This is a genomic window from Legionella oakridgensis ATCC 33761 = DSM 21215 (assembly GCF_000512355.1).
Taxonomy (GTDB): Bacteria; Pseudomonadota; Gammaproteobacteria; order Legionellales; family Legionellaceae; genus Legionella_A; species Legionella_A oakridgensis.
In genome coordinates, this window is record NZ_CP004006.1 from 1,577,181 (window position 1) to 1,592,376 (window position 15,196).

Sequence of the window (15,196 nt, forward strand, 5' to 3'; positions counted from 1 at the left end):
TCCCTGGATAGCACTATTACCTCTTCCATTTAATTTTGACCGGTTATCTGTCATTCCCGCGAAGGAGGGAAACCTTGTTTAATCTAGCTCTGTGTTCTGTAATGGATCCCCGCCTGCACGGGGATGACAAACAACAGAGCGAAGATGACAGAAGACAGAACTGTTTGTCACTCAAACAAAAAAACAGAACCGTTTGTCTCTCAAACAGATAGCAGAACCATTTGTACAACTCAACCTGTCAAAATTAAATGGAAAAGATATTATTATTTACTTCATTATCTAAATTTACTTCATTATCTAAATAGTGCATCCACCGCTTTTATGACTAAATTCGCCGTTTGCTCAGGATGCTCCATTGGAAACATATGAGAGCCACGTATTTCATATGTTTTAATATTGTAATGCTTTTGCATATAGCGCAAGTCCATACGGTCAATTATATTGCTCTTACTACCGTAGATAAGCACTGCCGGGATTTTTAATTTTCCTTCATATTCATAGAGCATATGCGGAATAGTACGATATATCTGATATTCTACCTGACGATCAAATCGTAGTGAGTAACCTTGTTCATCTTGTTGCATGCCATAATCAATATAATCCTCAAGACAGGCATCCGTAAAGTCTTTAAATAAGGTTCTGCTTCTTAAATAAGACCAAGCCTGCTCCTTGGTTTGCCAATATTGGCGCCGTCCGCGAGTACGAAACGCCGGGGTAACATGATCAATCATCCCCAACGTTTTTGATAATCTTAAAAGATTGGATTTAAAACGTCCGATAATGGGTGAATCCAAAAGAATGACTGCTTTAAATAAAGAAGGCTCCGCCACGGCCGCACGAAAGCTTAATACTCCCCCTAAAGAATGCCCCAGAGCAATCACTGGTTTTGAAGCCTGCCGTTTAATGCTGGCGGTCACTTCATCAACAAGATAATGCCAGTTTTCAGTCACAGGAAATTCAGGAGTATGCCCAACCCGGTCAATATAACAATAATCAAAACAGGGCTGCAAATAATGAAACATTTGTCGATAGCATGGCGAAGGAAATCCATTTCCGTGAGCAAAATGCAGCAGTTCTCTCATGAAATCACCATCTTATTGCGCTCACTTTTTACCGCCATAACCGCATAGTAATAATAAATGGCCAATAGCCCAAGAAAGAAAAATCCAATATTGGGAAATATAAAATTGGCAGTAAACAGACTTATGAAAAGCACAATTTGTGGGGTTGCCGCAATGGCAAACAGGCGGCAAGATTCCTTATATTTAATTTTTACATTCAGCAAAACTTGGGCAAAGACCTGGCCAAGAAAAGCAAGGGTAATCATTAAAACCAGATATATTGAATAAAAAAAAGCAAACACAAAAAAATAAATAAGCAACTCAGCCATATATTTTATTCGTGTAATGCTAGCCGATTTTATTATTTCCTGCCCGACAAACACTTCATTTTCATAATTGGGAAACGATTGCTCATAAAAACTGCTGCTGGGCATTGGCGTATTTAAACTGAAAAAAAATCGCGGCGTTGGTGGCCGATAATACATTGCATCTTTGGTAATCAAAACATTGAGGTCTGGATACGTTCGGGTTAATTTAGGCAGATCTGCCTTCGTACTCATGGTATCAACCATCAGGACCACCTTCCCTTGCTTATTTTTTATGAGGTAAGGTATAGGCTTGTCAAACAATACCTTTCCATTTTGAATATAAAGAGGGGGTAATTCTCCAAGAGGAGACAGTACTTGCTCATTAAAGAATTGATTAAAATCCATAATAATTCGTATCGATGGTGGAATAGAGGCAATCAACAAAATTAAAAACAAATAAATGAGACCGAAACCACGCCAGCGCTTAGAGACATCCACGTATAGTCGACGAGAATAAAAAGACATGTAAAAGGCATGCCAATAACGAAAAATTGGCGCATCCACTCTGCGTAATTTTTGACTGTTCTTACTCATTCCATCTCCCAAGAAGAAAGCCTGTTCGTTGACAAAACAAATTGGCCTTTTTCAACAATAGCTCAAACCTCAATGGATTATTAGATGATAATGGCATATCGTCTAGGACGCGAATGCTACAAGGCACTTGACCACGCATGGTCATCACTTTTACCAGTTTATCTGACCCTATATCATCAATAAATTCTATGCGCGCCTCCACCTGGCCTGATTCAGGCTGGGTCTTAATCAGTATATGCTCTGGCCGTATTCCCACGAATACTTCAGTTCCGCAAGTAATTTTTGCATGCAATTTAGGTAATGGCACCTCGATTCCCATGTTCATAAGAATAGTATTACGCGACAAATCCACTTTTCCGGGCAAAAAATTCATCGGATAATGGCCAATAAAACTTGCAACAAACATCGTAGCAGGACATTGATAAAGCTCTTGCGGCGTCCCTGCCTGCTCTATGTTGCCACGATTTAAAATAACGATCTTATCCGCCAACGTCATAGCTTCTGTCTGATCATGAGTCACATATAAGCAAGTAGTACGTAAGTGCTGATGGAGTTTTTTATTTCATGACGCATGTCTGTGCGTAATTTTACATCAAGATTGGATAATGGCTCATCAAATAAAAAACAGACGGCGAGCGGACAATGGCACGCCCCATCGCAACCCGCTGCCGTTGCCCTCCTGACAATGCCATCGGCTTGCGATGAAGATAGTCTTTTAATTGCAATAATTCGCTCACCTCTTCCACACGCTGGCGAATCAACGCCTTTTTCATTCCGCGCATTTTTAAACCATAAGCCATATTGGCAAATACGGTCATATGCGGATAAAGAGCATAATTCTGAAACACCATGGCCATATCGCGGCGAGAAGGAGACATTTTATTCACACATTGATTATTGATCATGATATGGCCATTACTAACGGTGTCAAGACCCGCAACCAACCGCAGTAATGTTGATTTTCCACTGCCTGATGGTCCGACTAAAGCAACAAATTCTCCTTTTTCAATATTTAAATTAATATTATTCAAAATGATTTGATCATCATAATATTTATTGACCGATATTAAATTTACCGTCGCCATTAATTCATCAACCCTCTTTCAAACCAACGTTGAAATACGATAACAATCACACATGGCGGCAACAAAGCAACCAAGGCAACCGTCATAATGTAATGCCATTGCGGGATTTGATCGGCAACGCCTGCAAGAGAACGAATTCCCATGACAATGGTTGCCATATCAGGATTGGTCGTAATAACCAAAGGCCAAAGATACTGATTCCAACCATACACAAACATGATAATAAATAACGCAGCCAGTTGCGGTTTTGACAGTGGCAGTAAAATATCAATAAAAAACGAACAGGACCTGCCCCATCCAAGGTTGCAGCGTCTACTAATTCCTGAGGAATGGTTTTGAAAAACTGCCGAAATAAAAAAGTCGCTGTGGCTGATGCCATAAGCGGCAAGGTCAGCCCTGTAAAAGAATTTAATCCACCCATCAAAGCCACCACTTGGAATGTAGGCACAATTCGCACTTCAACCGGCAACATCATGGTCAACAAAATTAATACAAACCATACACGCTTGAAAGGAAGCTTAAAATACACCAAGGCAAAAGCAGACAATAAAGCCAAAATGATTTTACCAGCCGCAATCAATATCGCCATCATAAAGCTGTTTATGAGCATTTTTGTTACCGGCTCTCCACCCGTTGCCGCCAGGCCTTCAAACAAGACCACTTTCATGTTAGTCAGCAACGAAGTTCCTGGCCAGACAGGAATTGGAGATTTCATCAGCACAGCACCGTCATGACTTGCACCAACCAAAGCAAGATAAAGCGGAAGAAACATAAGCCCTATATACCCGTACAAAAATACCTGCGAAAATAAACGAGTAATACGCTTAATCATCAGTTCGTAAGAGAAAGAATCTAATCTTGCTACAAAAACAAAAGACGTCATCTTGTCAATCAGCCCGCTCTCCATTCCGTCTATAGGATTTTTATAACAGGGACTTTTTGCATCGGCTCTGCCTTGGATGCAAAACCCATCGATTTTTTGAGCCATGAATTTACAAACAAACCATAGCCTGCTCATTGATAATGGACCCTTTTTTCAAGATAACGGAATTGCAGCAAGGTCAAACCAATCACAATGAGCATCAGAATAACCGATTGTGCCGAAGAGCTGCCAGGGTCCATGGCAACAAATCCATCTTCATAGACTTTATAAATCAGAGTCGTTGTACTGTATTCAGGCCCACCATGGGTGATGACTTGGATAATACCAAACGTGTCAAAAAATGAATAAATAACATTCATCGTCAGTAAAAAAAAGGTGGTTGGTGATAATAAAGGAAAAATAATTTGCCAAAACCTTCGCCACGCCGATGCTCCGTCAATCATTGCAGCCTCAATAAGCGAACGGGGTATTAATTTTAAAGCGGCAAAAAAGAAGAGAAAATTGTAACTGAATTGCTGCCAACTTGCTGTCATAATAACCACAAATAATGCTTGCTTTGCATGAATAAGGTAGTTGAAATCCATACCAAATGCATTTAACAAACGAGTCATCCACCCCAACGTTGGATGAAATAGAAAGCGCCATAAAATGGCAGCTACGGCTGGAGCAACGGCGTAAGGCCAAAGAAGTAAGGCTTTATACAGTTGCTGCTTCTTACATCGCTCATAAACCATCAAAGCCAACGTCAAACCTAGCGTCATCGTTAACAGCGTAACAGCAAATGCAATGAGCAACGTAATATTGAGCGCCTTAAGGTAATCCGCACTGCTCAACAAATCCATAAAATTGGCAAGACCTGCAAAATGATGATGCAAGCCAAATGCATCACTGAAAAACAGTGATTGCCATATTGCTTTGCAGGCTGGCCAAATAAAAAACAAAACTGTCACCAGCAACTGTGGCATGATGAACAAAAATGCTAATTTAGACTGTTGATTATAATTTGCCATCAAACCACTCGAACGCTTTACCTCTTAAAAAACTCTCCTAAATCTCATGTCCATGCATTTCCAGTCAAAGTCGCTACCTTTCGTGCACATAGGCTCCGGCTTTTTTCAACGTTCGATGCAGCAATTGTGTATAAATAGGAGGGTTATTTGCGAGCTGCACCACGACCGTTGCCGTCAAACAGGTCACCATTAAAGGAAGAATTAATAAATAATTTTGTGTCATCTCAACCACCAAAATAATTCCAGTAACAGGCGCTCTGACGGCGGCAGCAAACAATGCCCCCATTCCAGCTACTGCAAACATGCCAGGATGTACTGTCATATCGCTCATGATGAGTTGAAAGAGGTAGGAAGCAGCCAGACCAAGAAGTGTCCCTAGAGCCAACATCGGTGCGAAAATCCCCCCAGGAACCCCTGTACCATAACATAACAGTGTCATGATGAAGCGTACAACAATTAAAACACATAACATCCCAAAACCAGGCCGCATCGTCAATGCTTTTTCAATGATTTCATAACCACCTCCGACCGTATCAGGATAAATATACGCCAGATAACCAACGCCCAAGCCGATAAGCAAGACATACATGGGGCGAGTCAAGCTTCCAAGCTTATCCAGATTATCAAGCGTTTTTATGAGCAATATATTAAATAGAAGCCCAACAAAACCAACGATAACTCCAAAAATGAGAAAGAGCCATAATGATTTCAAGCTGGGCAACTCAAAAACACTCATGGGAATGGCAGGATGCGCACCTAAAATCATGTGTAATACGATGGTGGCCGAAACGCAGCAAATCGCAACGGTTTTAAAATTAGTAAATGAAAAATTAAACTCATTTCTCATTTCTTCCAGAACAAACAAGACACCAGCCAAAGGAGCATTGAACGCCGTAGCCAGTCCTGCGGCAGCACCTGCGGCAATCAACGCATCGCGTCTCTGACGACCCATGTGAAACCACTCACCAAGCATCTCCCCCAAATTTCCACCGATTTGAATCGTTGGGCCTTCCCGTCCGACGACCATTTTGGCGGAAATAGACAAGATGCCGCCAATAAATTTTACTGGCAACAGCCGACGCCAAAAAATCGGGCGCTCATGCAACAACGTCCCTTCGATTTCTTGCACACCACTGCCTGAGGCCTCCGAAGCAATCCATTTTACCAAGCTCCACGCAATAAAGACCATGGTCATCGTCGTTACAGCAGATACTATTCCAACTGGCCAATCATGGGCTTTCGCAAAGGAAAACCACCATGCTAACAGATTAGTACACCACTGAATTCCCAATTGTAATACTGAACCCACAATCCCCGTCAGGATTCCTAACAAAATAGCCACGGCATAAATGATTAAAATTTTATCGCGCATTGTTTCCAACCATTTCCATTAAGTTATTGATGATTTTTAAACCGGCCTGTTTTGGCATTGAAAGAATAGTTTCAGGGTGAAATTGCACCGCTTGTACAGGTAATGTCTTATGCGATACTGCCATGACAATACCATCCTGGCTTACCGCAGTCACTTCCAGCTCGTCTGGTATGCTCTCAAGCCGTGCATAAAGAGAATGATAGCGCCCTGCAACAAATGATTTATCCAGACCGCTAAACAGCCCACCTTCAACCAAAATATTCATAGTAGACGGTTTACCATGCACAGGATAATCAAGCACGTCTAGTGTGCCACCAAAATATTCAACAATACCTTGTAAACCTAAACAAACACCAAACAATGGTGTATGGGCTGCCAATACGGCATGAATGGTTTGTGACAAATTAAAGTCTTCAGGTTTTCCTGGCCCTGGGGATAAACACACCAAATCATAGGAATGCTGTTGCAAATAACCGAGTGCATGCTCACTACGTACTGTAATGACTTGTGCTCCAGTCTGACGAATATAATTTGCCAAAGTATGTACAAATGAATCCTGATGGTCGATAAGCAGCACTTTTTTCCCCGTACCATAAGATGGTAACCATGTTGTTGCCTGTTTATGACCATTGGCCTGACGTAATAAATCAATGAACGCAGAAGCTTTCAGGCGTGTTTCCTGTTCTTCTGCCTGTGGATCGGAGTCATATAGCAGCGTCGCTCCCACACGAATTTCAGCAATCCCTTGTTGAATACGCATCGTTCTTAATACCAAACCTGTATTAATATCGCCATTAAAATTAAACCACCCCACAGCCCCACCATACCATTTTCGTGGCGATTTTTCATGTTGCTCAATAAAATTCATAGCCCAAAGCTTTGGTGCCCCTGTCACCGTTACAACCCACATGTGCGTTAAAAAGGCATCCAATGCGTCAAATTCCTCGCGTAAATAACCCTCCACATGATCAACGGTGTGGATCAAGCGGGAATACATTTCAATCTGGCGACGCCCTATCACACGAACCGTTCCAGGCTTACAAATGCGCGATTTGTCATTTCTGTCCACATCCGTACACATGGTCAACTCTGAACATTCTTTTTCAGACTGCAAAAGCGTTTGGATATTTAATGCATCTTCTATCGCGTCTGCTCCGCGCTTAATCGTTCCAGAAATAGGACAGGTTTCCACACGTTGCCCCTGCACTCGCACGTACATTTCTGGGGATGCCCCCACTAAATACTCCTCTTCACCCAGATTAATAAAGAATCCATAAGGAGATGGATTGACAAGACGCATTCGTTTAAAGATAGCAGAAGGTTTTTCCGGAGCATGCAGGTAAAAAGTCTGGCTTGGTACCACCTCAAACAAATTACCACAGGCAAAGTGTTGTTTGGCTTTTTCAACCACTTGTGCATATTCTCCCTGCCCATGATCGCATTCTCTACCAGGCTTTTGTATGGGCTGATAAGTAACATAGTCTCCCGCACGCGCCAATCCCTGGGTGGTTTTACCCTGAAATTGAAATTCATAACGCCTGACAAATGCTTCTTCCTTGCGATGATTCACAATAAAAATCTCATCAGGCAAGTAAATCACCATATCCCGTTGGGCGTCATCACGTTCCTGAGAGCGCTCCACCGTTTCAAACTGAAATACCAAATCATAACCAAAGGCACCATACAACCCTAAATACGATTCTTCCTCTGTCTTAAACAAAGCAAGAATATGACGCACGATGGTAAATATCGAAGGTTGTCGACTACGCTCTTCTTCATTAAATATTTTTTTCCCTGATATGACTTGCAATTGACAGCAGCGGGCTGATTTTTTAAGAAACTCTATCTCATTGGAGGTTTCTAAAAAATGAACCAAGATAGCAAGCAATACTTCCCCTCGCTGATTTAGCGCCGCTAACACCAATGTATTTTTACGGCAGGTGATGGCAAGAGGTGGATTATAAAAACCTATATCCCAACATGTATAACGTCCGGGGTATTCAAAACTTGAGGTAAACAAAGCTCCGCGATGAGAGTCTAAACGTTCTATAAGCGATTCTATGGCATTTGCGTAGGAAAGTGGCTGCTGTTGATATTCAACATGAACTCCCCCCGCCGTTTTAACTTGATGCAACATGAATTGAAATGCTCTTTAAATTAAACAATGAATGATGTTCTAACATGTTATTGCCTTGATTGGAATTAAAAAAATCACCAGAGTCTGTAAACAGACCCTCAAAACCAGGTCATTGTAACTTTACGGCCAGGCGGTATAATGGTGGCCTGCTTTAGAACGGCATTGGGGTCGATCATGTTCACATCAAAACGTGAGTTAAATCAAATTGCTGAATTAGCCTGTATTGAACTAAGCCATGACAGCATCACACAATTAACCGAAGATGTCGGTGCAATTATGAATTTTGTTGAACAATTACGTAAAATCGATACAAAAAATTATTCGCCGATGCTTCATCCTCTTGATCTGCATCAACCTTTAAGAAACGATGAAGTAAAAGAAGAAAATCGTGTTGTCCAATTGGAGAACATTGCTCCCTTATTTAATGAGGGACTCTATCTGGTTCCTAAAGTCATCGATATAGGAAAATAAGCGTATGCATACAAAATCAATACGCGAGCTCAGTCACGCTTTACATCATAAAGAATTGTCCAGCGTTGAACTAACGCAACATTATTTAAAGCGAATTGAATTAAATCATTCTTTAAATTCATTTATTCATATTAATGAGCAGCATGCCATTTCGGCGGCAGAAATGGCGGATAAATTGCTCCACACAGGCAACGCAAAACCGTTAACCGGTATTCCTTTGGCCCATAAAGATATTTTCTGCACGCAAATCATGCCCACGACCTGCGGTTCAAAAATGCTGGCAAATTTCCAATCACCTTATCAAGCCACTATCGTGCAACGTTTGGCAGCACAAGGGACGGTATTAATTGGCAAAACCAATATGGATGAATTTGCCATGGGATCAGCTAATGAAAACAGTTACTTTGGCGTCGTTAAAAATCCCTGGAACCAGGAATGCGTTCCTGGTGGCTCATCAGGGGGCTCAGCTGCAGCAGTAGCTGCCTCCCTCGTGCCATTTGCGACAGGCTCCGATACCGGCGGCTCCATTCGCCAACCCGCAGCCTTCTGCGGAATTTCTGGTTTAAAACCTACGTATGGATTATTGTCTCGCTTTGGTATGGTTGCCTTTGCTTCCAGCCTCGATCAAGCTGGACCAATGGCCCGTAGCGCCGAAGATCTTGCCTTTATCTTGCAAGTTCTTGCAGGGCATGATGAAAAAGATTCAACGTCAATCAATAAGCCGATACCCGACTACATCCATGCTTTGGATACGCCTTTTAAGCCCTGCCGTATTGGCCTGCCAAGTTGTTTTTTTCAACCTGAAGTGGATGCCGATATTCAACAAGCCATTATGAATGCTGTCGATGTCTTTAAAAAAGCTGGTTGTGAAATCATTGAGGTGGATCTTAGCTTACAATCCTTGTGGGTTCCTTGTTATTATGTCATCGCTTGTGCGGAAGCTTCTTCCAACTTATCACGTTATGATGGAATTCGCTTCGGTTATCGTACACCCAAGGCAGACAATCTCTTTGAATTAATTACCCGCTCGCGCAATGAAGGCTTTGGACTTGAAGTCAAGCGCCGTATCCTGACAGGAACTTATGTGCTTTCTTCCGGATATTTCGATGATTATTACGTGCAAGCACAGAAAGTAAGACGAATGATACAAGAAGAATTACTTGAGGTTTTAACCCAGGTTGAAATCATTCTTGGACCAACCACACCCACCTGCGCTTTTAAATTGGGTGAAAAAGTCGCTGATCCGACCCAGCGTTATTTGGCGGATGTATTTACCGTCGCCGCCAATTTGGCAGGTCTTCCCGGATTATCCATTCCAGCCGGCTTTAATCATGAGGGATTACCAATAGGCCTGCAACTGATGGGAACTCATTTCAGTGAAACACGCCTCTTAAGTCTGGCTCATTTTTATCAAAGAAATACCGACTGGCATCAGGCCAGACCAAAGGAGTCTATATGAATTGGGAAACAGTCATAGGCCTTGAGGTACACGCGCAATTAAAGACTCAGTCAAAATTATTTTCCGCTGCCGCAACCCAATACGGTGCGCCACCTAATTCACAAACAAGTTTTATTGATGCCGGATTACCAGGCGTATTACCGGTATTAAACCGGGAAGCCGTGTATATGGCCATAAAATTTGGTGTGGCCATAGCCGCAGAAATTAATCATTTTTCTTATTTTGAGCGAAAAAATTACTTTTATCCGGACTTACCCAAAGGATATCAAATCAGTCAATATCGTCGTCCAATTCTCAGTCACGGACATCTGGCCATCATGATGCCAGATAGCACCTCAAAAACCATTATCATTGAAAGAGCGCATTTGGAAGAAGATGCCGGGAAATCCCTACACGAAACACATCATGATTACACTGGTATTGATTTAAACCGTGCCGGTACGCCTTTACTTGAAATTGTTACAGCGCCATGCCTTGCTTCTGCCAAAGAAGCCGTTGCCTATTTAAAAACCTTACATCAGTTATTGCGATTCTTAGACATTTGCGATGGTAATATGCAAGAAGGTTCGTTTCGTTGTGATGTTAACATTTCTTTGCGTCCCGCAGGCAGTCCTGTGCTTGGAACACGAACAGAACTTAAAAATCTAAACTCATTCCGTTTTATTGAAAAAGCAATCATTCATGAACAACTTCGTCATCAGGACTTGTTAGAAACAGGTCAAACGATCGTGCAGGAAACAAGGCTTTATTCACCGGAATCTGATAGCACTTATTCCATGCGCAGCAAAGAAAGCGAAAAAGACTATCGTTATTTCCCTGATCCGGATTTACTACCAATTGCCATTGATGAACAGGATTTGCAAAAAATTAAACAAACCATGCCTGAGTTACCGGAATCCATTCGTCTTCGTCTGCAGCATACCTATCATTTTTCCGAAGACGATATTGATTTTGTATTGTCCTCGCCCGCTTTGGTCGCCTTTTTTGATGAAGTTATAGGTAAAACACAAGCTTCAGCCAAGACCTTAGTTAATTGGCTAAAAGGAAGCTATTCTGCCGCATTAAAAGAAACAGGAGGATCCTTCAGTCACCCTCCCGTCAGCTCCGAACAATTGGCTTGTTTACTGGATCGCCTGGATAGTAATGTTATTTCTACAAAAATTGCCAAGGATATTTTTCACCGTCTCTTGATTGAAAACACAACCGTTGATGACCTTATTGCAGCCGAAAATTATCAACAAATTGCTGATCAAACACTGTTGGACTCGCTCATTCGCAAAGTCATAGAAACTTATCCAGAACAAGTTGCAAGCTATCGGGCTGGTAAAACCAAATTGCTTGCCTTTTTTGTGGGCAAGATTATGCAAGAAACACAGGGTAAGGCCAACCCGGCACAAGTCAATGAATTATTGCGTCAATACTTAAAATAAGTGTCTTATCTGGCGACATAAAGACTTATGAAGTCTTTTATGTCGCACACTGTCATTAATTATAAGGTTTGACAATAACGGTCGTACCAACGTCGACGAAATTTTCATTCAACCATTTCGCCGCACTGGGTAACACTCTGACGCAACCATGGCTGGCGTTATAATTAGGTACTTCATACGCGCCATGAATTGAATAACCGCCATTAAAATGCATGCAATAAGGCATTTTAGCGCCACCATTTGTTTCTATTGGATAAATGCTGGAAGTACACTCCTCACCTTTTTTTGAATAAACTCTAAAAGTACCTGTTACTGTACGGCAAGGACGCCCCACATCTTCGCAGAAATCTTTTCCACCTGATGCACTTCCAGTTTTCACTCGATTTCCTTGAGCATCATAAGCTGCCCAGGCGGTGGCTTTCGGGTCAAAAATAAACACCTTTCTGCCGGTCGCCGGGCGTTTTTCAGGGAAATAACTGCTCCCTTTATTATCCATGGTGTAATGCATGGTGTAATGAGTGTAGCCGGCATCATCCACAACCATCGTGGAAGGGTCCGTTGGTGCACAAGCTACTGCCGATAAACAAAAAGGTACAACGATGAGTTTATGTTTCATAGGTTAATCCTCCCTATTTTTCTAATTTATCGGGCGGATTTAGAATAAATTTAGAACTTTTTATAATTTTTTTATCTAATTGTTTTTATTATGATCTTTTTTGGTGTCCAATAACGCTTCTTTTTCATTTTCCGGAATCATTGCAAGGATGGCTTTCAGCAGTTGCTGATCACTGCATTCAAAGCATCCACCGCGCGCAGGCATGGCGTTTAAACCCTCATCAGTGTGCTTAAATAATACTTCAAGTCCCTGTTTAACTCGCGGCTCCCAATCCGTCTCAACACCAATACGGGGGGCTCCTAGTGCAATCAGAGGTTTTCTGTCATGGCAATTGCTGCAAAAGTGGTGAACAATTTGCTCCCCTTCATTTTTTGAACCAGAAATTTCTTTTAAAAAGTCCTGCGGATGATGGCTGGCCGCCCATATGAACGTTCCCACACTCATCATTAGCAATAAAAATCCACATTTTTTGAGCAGGTACATGATTATCCTTCTTTTATATTGTAAAATTGTCAATCAGTTGTTTTACTCAAGCTGTCTCGCTTTAGGGGACCCTAATTTATAAATACTGTCCAATAAATGTCAATAATCAGGAAAAGATAATACAAGATTGAACTCACAATCCGAATAAAATAATAATCAACCAAATTGGTTATTAACTGAACATTAAGATGCGTTTATGATTCATTGTATGGTATTATTAGTTGCTTTTTTTAAGAATTAAAAGCTTTTCAGGAGAAAGAAAATTAGCGCTCTACTTGATTTTCATCAATTTCTGCAACAAACCGATGTTTATTATCGTCAGCAAATAGCCACTCTTCCTTTGTTTAATCAAGCCATTACATCGGCCTGGGATAACGAGCGAAAAAAGTACTTTGCTGCGGTATTTTACCATCTTCGAGGCTATTTCATTGATTTTATGTGGTATGTTGCCAATTTTACAAATGATGAAGAAATAAAAGATATTATTTTAAAAAATATTCAAGAAGAGCTTGGCTCAAAGGGCCGAGCTTCTCATGAACAACTATATGCACAATTTGCCGAAGAATGCGGCGTTAATATTCATGATGAAATTGTCAATAAAACCCATTACCTGCTTTTTGCCAGACAATTTAATCAAGAGCATCTTCGCTGGTTATCACAACATGATAAGCACTCACATTTAGCTGCATTCTCTGCTTATGAACGTCTGGATAACATTGATTATTCCTTGCTGACCGAGTTTGCTCGTTCCTTGAATTTATCTGAAAAAGCAATGAAATTCTTCAAAGTGCATAGATATGTTAAACATTTTGAGCCAACGGTCGACCAATTAGCAGGAATTTGGCAATCTTCCCCTGAAACAGTGCAAGAGGCATTTAATTTTATCTATTCACACCAACTTGAAATGTGGCAAACTCTTTCTAACACATTAACAACTTATTATCCACATTGACGTTTTTTTGGACCACACCCATTCCCAGAACTATCTTTAAAGTTCAATCTATTTTTGGAAATTTAAGAATAAAATGAGCAAATTGATTAAATTTTCCCTTACAATAAATATCACCACCAGCTGTTTTCATCAACATCTTGCAATAAGCCAGCCCTACTCCTGTTCCTCCCTTACGATCAGAGTAAAATGACTCAAAAATCTTCTCAGCTTGCTTTGGATAAATGCCTTTGGCCGTATCCATGATATTCAGGTAATTAAAATTATCCTCTTCATTTCCTCGAGTTAACCAAATAGAAATATCACCTTTCCCTGTTTCCTCGATGCAATCCAAGCTGTTTTTTAACAAATTCCAGATAAGATTTTTAAAAGCAACTTCTTCAATCCATACAAAAAATCATCCGTTAAATCTGTTTTTATAAGTAATTTTTGCTGTTCCTTAAGTGGATATTCCTTAAGCGTTTTTTCTAATAACATTTTAATCGGCTGAATCGTGAAATATTTTGTATCAAATTTTTCATGTTGAATGTTATTCAATTGCATGCTGATCAGTTGATTACCCATCTCAATGCCACGAATCATTTTATCAAGACTCTTTTTTAAATCCCGCTGCACTTCCGATTGGTTCAATTTTTCAACAATCATTTCTTGTAATTCAGCTTGTAAGTAAATACTAGCAAGGGATGTTCGTAAATCATGTGCCAGACTGCCTGCCAAAAGGCGCATTCCCGAAATACGACTGTCATGCATGATTTCTCTATCTCGGGCAAATAAAGCACCGATGATAATAGCCGCAGTAAAAGTGGTTGCCAAACTATACAATGAGATATCACCTGGGAGGTACTCCATCATATGTTCCGCAACATAAAAATAACTAAAAAAGGCCAGGCTAAATCCTAATGCCAATAAGGTAAGTGCATCAAGAACTCGGGTGACTAATAAAAGAAAAAATACGGCGGAAACACAATTCATCAACCAAATGGTAGAAGCATTATGCAGAAACGTTAAATAAGAAAAAAAGAATGGTAAACAAAACAAAAGCGTAATATACCAGAAAATGGGAAGAAACTTTAACCAAGAAGAGGGCCAAAAACGATTGGAAAAAAGCAGAATGCATAAGATAGTGGCAACAATACGAAAAGTAAATTCTTCAGCCGATAATGGATTATCCAGCCTCCAGATGACACCAAATAAAGGAAAATTGATCATCATCACCAGAGCAAATAAATTAATTTGCTGGCCGGTAGCTTCTGTTTGTTTCACTAAATAATGATAAAAAAAAGCCAACCCTCTTTCAATGTTCTCATACCATTCACATTTTTTATCTTGAGGCATCCA

At 40.8% G+C, this 15,196-nt stretch carries 13 protein-coding genes and 2 pseudogenes; 4 read left to right on the top strand and 11 right to left on the bottom strand.

The features are described from left to right. Positions 1–293 precede the first annotated feature (293 nt). The 7 genes and pseudogenes from LOA_RS07715 to LOA_RS07745 form a co-directional block, all read right to left on the bottom strand. Complete coding sequence (locus LOA_RS07715) at positions 294–1,082, bottom strand: alpha/beta fold hydrolase (protein ID WP_025385830.1); 789 nt, start codon at positions 1,080–1,082, stop codon at positions 294–296. Next, positions 1,079–1,963, bottom strand: a complete 885-nt coding sequence (locus LOA_RS07720; RefSeq protein WP_025385831.1) for a DUF1189 family protein — start codon at positions 1,961–1,963, stop codon at positions 1,079–1,081. Before LOA_RS07720 ends, LOA_RS07715 begins: the two co-directional genes overlap by 4 nt. Next, positions 1,956–3,048: pseudogene (locus tag LOA_RS07725) on the bottom strand (ABC transporter ATP-binding protein). The gene LOA_RS07720 and the pseudogene LOA_RS07725 overlap by 8 nt, the downstream one beginning before the upstream one ends. After that, a pseudogene (gene ugpE / locus LOA_RS16025) lies at positions 3,048–3,880 on the bottom strand (sn-glycerol-3-phosphate ABC transporter permease UgpE). The pseudogenes LOA_RS07725 and ugpE overlap by 1 nt, the downstream one beginning before the upstream one ends. A 182-nt stretch (positions 3,881–4,062) precedes the next feature. Then, positions 4,063–4,941, bottom strand: a complete 879-nt coding sequence (gene ugpA / locus LOA_RS07735) for a sn-glycerol-3-phosphate ABC transporter permease UgpA (protein WP_025385832.1) — start codon at positions 4,939–4,941, stop codon at positions 4,063–4,065. A 73-nt stretch (positions 4,942–5,014) separates the two neighbouring features. After that, positions 5,015–6,313, bottom strand: a complete 1,299-nt coding sequence (gene clcA / locus LOA_RS07740) for a H(+)/Cl(-) exchange transporter ClcA (RefSeq protein WP_025385833.1) — start codon at positions 6,311–6,313, stop codon at positions 5,015–5,017. Then, the gene (locus LOA_RS07745; protein WP_025385834.1) at positions 6,303–8,450 is read right to left on the bottom strand and encodes an anthranilate synthase component I; all 2,148 of its coding nucleotides are present in this window, start codon (positions 8,448–8,450) and stop codon (positions 6,303–6,305) included. Before LOA_RS07745 ends, clcA begins: the two co-directional genes overlap by 11 nt. A 174-nt stretch (positions 8,451–8,624) precedes the next feature. On the opposite strand from LOA_RS07745, the gene gatC reads away from it, so the two are divergent. From gatC to gatB, 3 genes are read left to right on the top strand one after another with little or no spacing between them, the layout of a single operon-like run. After that, positions 8,625–8,921: an Asp-tRNA(Asn)/Glu-tRNA(Gln) amidotransferase subunit GatC gene (gatC, locus tag LOA_RS07750; protein ID WP_025385835.1), complete on the top strand. Its 297-nt coding sequence runs from the start codon at positions 8,625–8,627 to the stop codon at positions 8,919–8,921. Positions 8,922–8,925: 4 nt separating this feature from the next. Next, on the top strand, positions 8,926–10,380 hold the full coding sequence (gatA, locus tag LOA_RS07755; protein WP_025385836.1) for an Asp-tRNA(Asn)/Glu-tRNA(Gln) amidotransferase subunit GatA: 1,455 nt from the start codon (positions 8,926–8,928) through the stop codon (positions 10,378–10,380). Further along, positions 10,377–11,810, top strand: a complete 1,434-nt coding sequence (gene gatB, locus LOA_RS07760; protein WP_025385837.1) for an Asp-tRNA(Asn)/Glu-tRNA(Gln) amidotransferase subunit GatB — start codon at positions 10,377–10,379, stop codon at positions 11,808–11,810. The genes gatA and gatB overlap by 4 nt, the downstream gene beginning before the upstream one ends. 55 nt (positions 11,811–11,865) lie before the next feature. Here gatB and LOA_RS07765 read toward each other — a convergent pair whose 3' ends face one another. Both LOA_RS07765 and LOA_RS07770 read right to left on the bottom strand, forming a co-directional pair. Then, a complete protein-coding gene (locus LOA_RS07765; RefSeq protein WP_025385838.1) occupies positions 11,866–12,426 on the bottom strand; it encodes a L,D-transpeptidase in 561 nt (186 codons plus the stop codon). Positions 12,427–12,501: 75 nt separating this feature from the next. Then, positions 12,502–12,909, bottom strand: coding sequence for a c-type cytochrome (locus tag LOA_RS07770; protein WP_042238836.1), 408 nt, complete (start codon positions 12,907–12,909; stop codon positions 12,502–12,504). 340 nt (positions 12,910–13,249) lie between these two features. Between LOA_RS07770 and LOA_RS07775 the strand changes: the two genes are divergently transcribed. Beyond that, positions 13,250–13,861, top strand: coding sequence for an iron-containing redox enzyme family protein (locus tag LOA_RS07775; RefSeq protein ID WP_025385840.1), 612 nt, complete (start codon positions 13,250–13,252; stop codon positions 13,859–13,861). 43 nt (positions 13,862–13,904) lie between these two features. Here the strand turns inward: LOA_RS07775 and LOA_RS15320 are convergent, their stop codons facing one another. Both LOA_RS15320 and LOA_RS07785 read right to left on the bottom strand, forming a co-directional pair. Then, on the bottom strand, positions 13,905–14,207 hold the full coding sequence (locus tag LOA_RS15320) for an ATP-binding protein (RefSeq protein WP_238551189.1): 303 nt from the start codon (positions 14,205–14,207) through the stop codon (positions 13,905–13,907). Beyond that, positions 14,201–15,193 carry an ATP-binding protein gene (locus LOA_RS07785; RefSeq protein ID WP_042238845.1) on the bottom strand — a complete coding sequence of 331 codons (993 nt, stop codon included), beginning with the start codon at positions 15,191–15,193 and terminating at the stop codon, positions 14,201–14,203. Before LOA_RS07785 ends, LOA_RS15320 begins: the two co-directional genes overlap by 7 nt. Between the last annotated feature and the right edge of the window lie 3 nt (positions 15,194–15,196).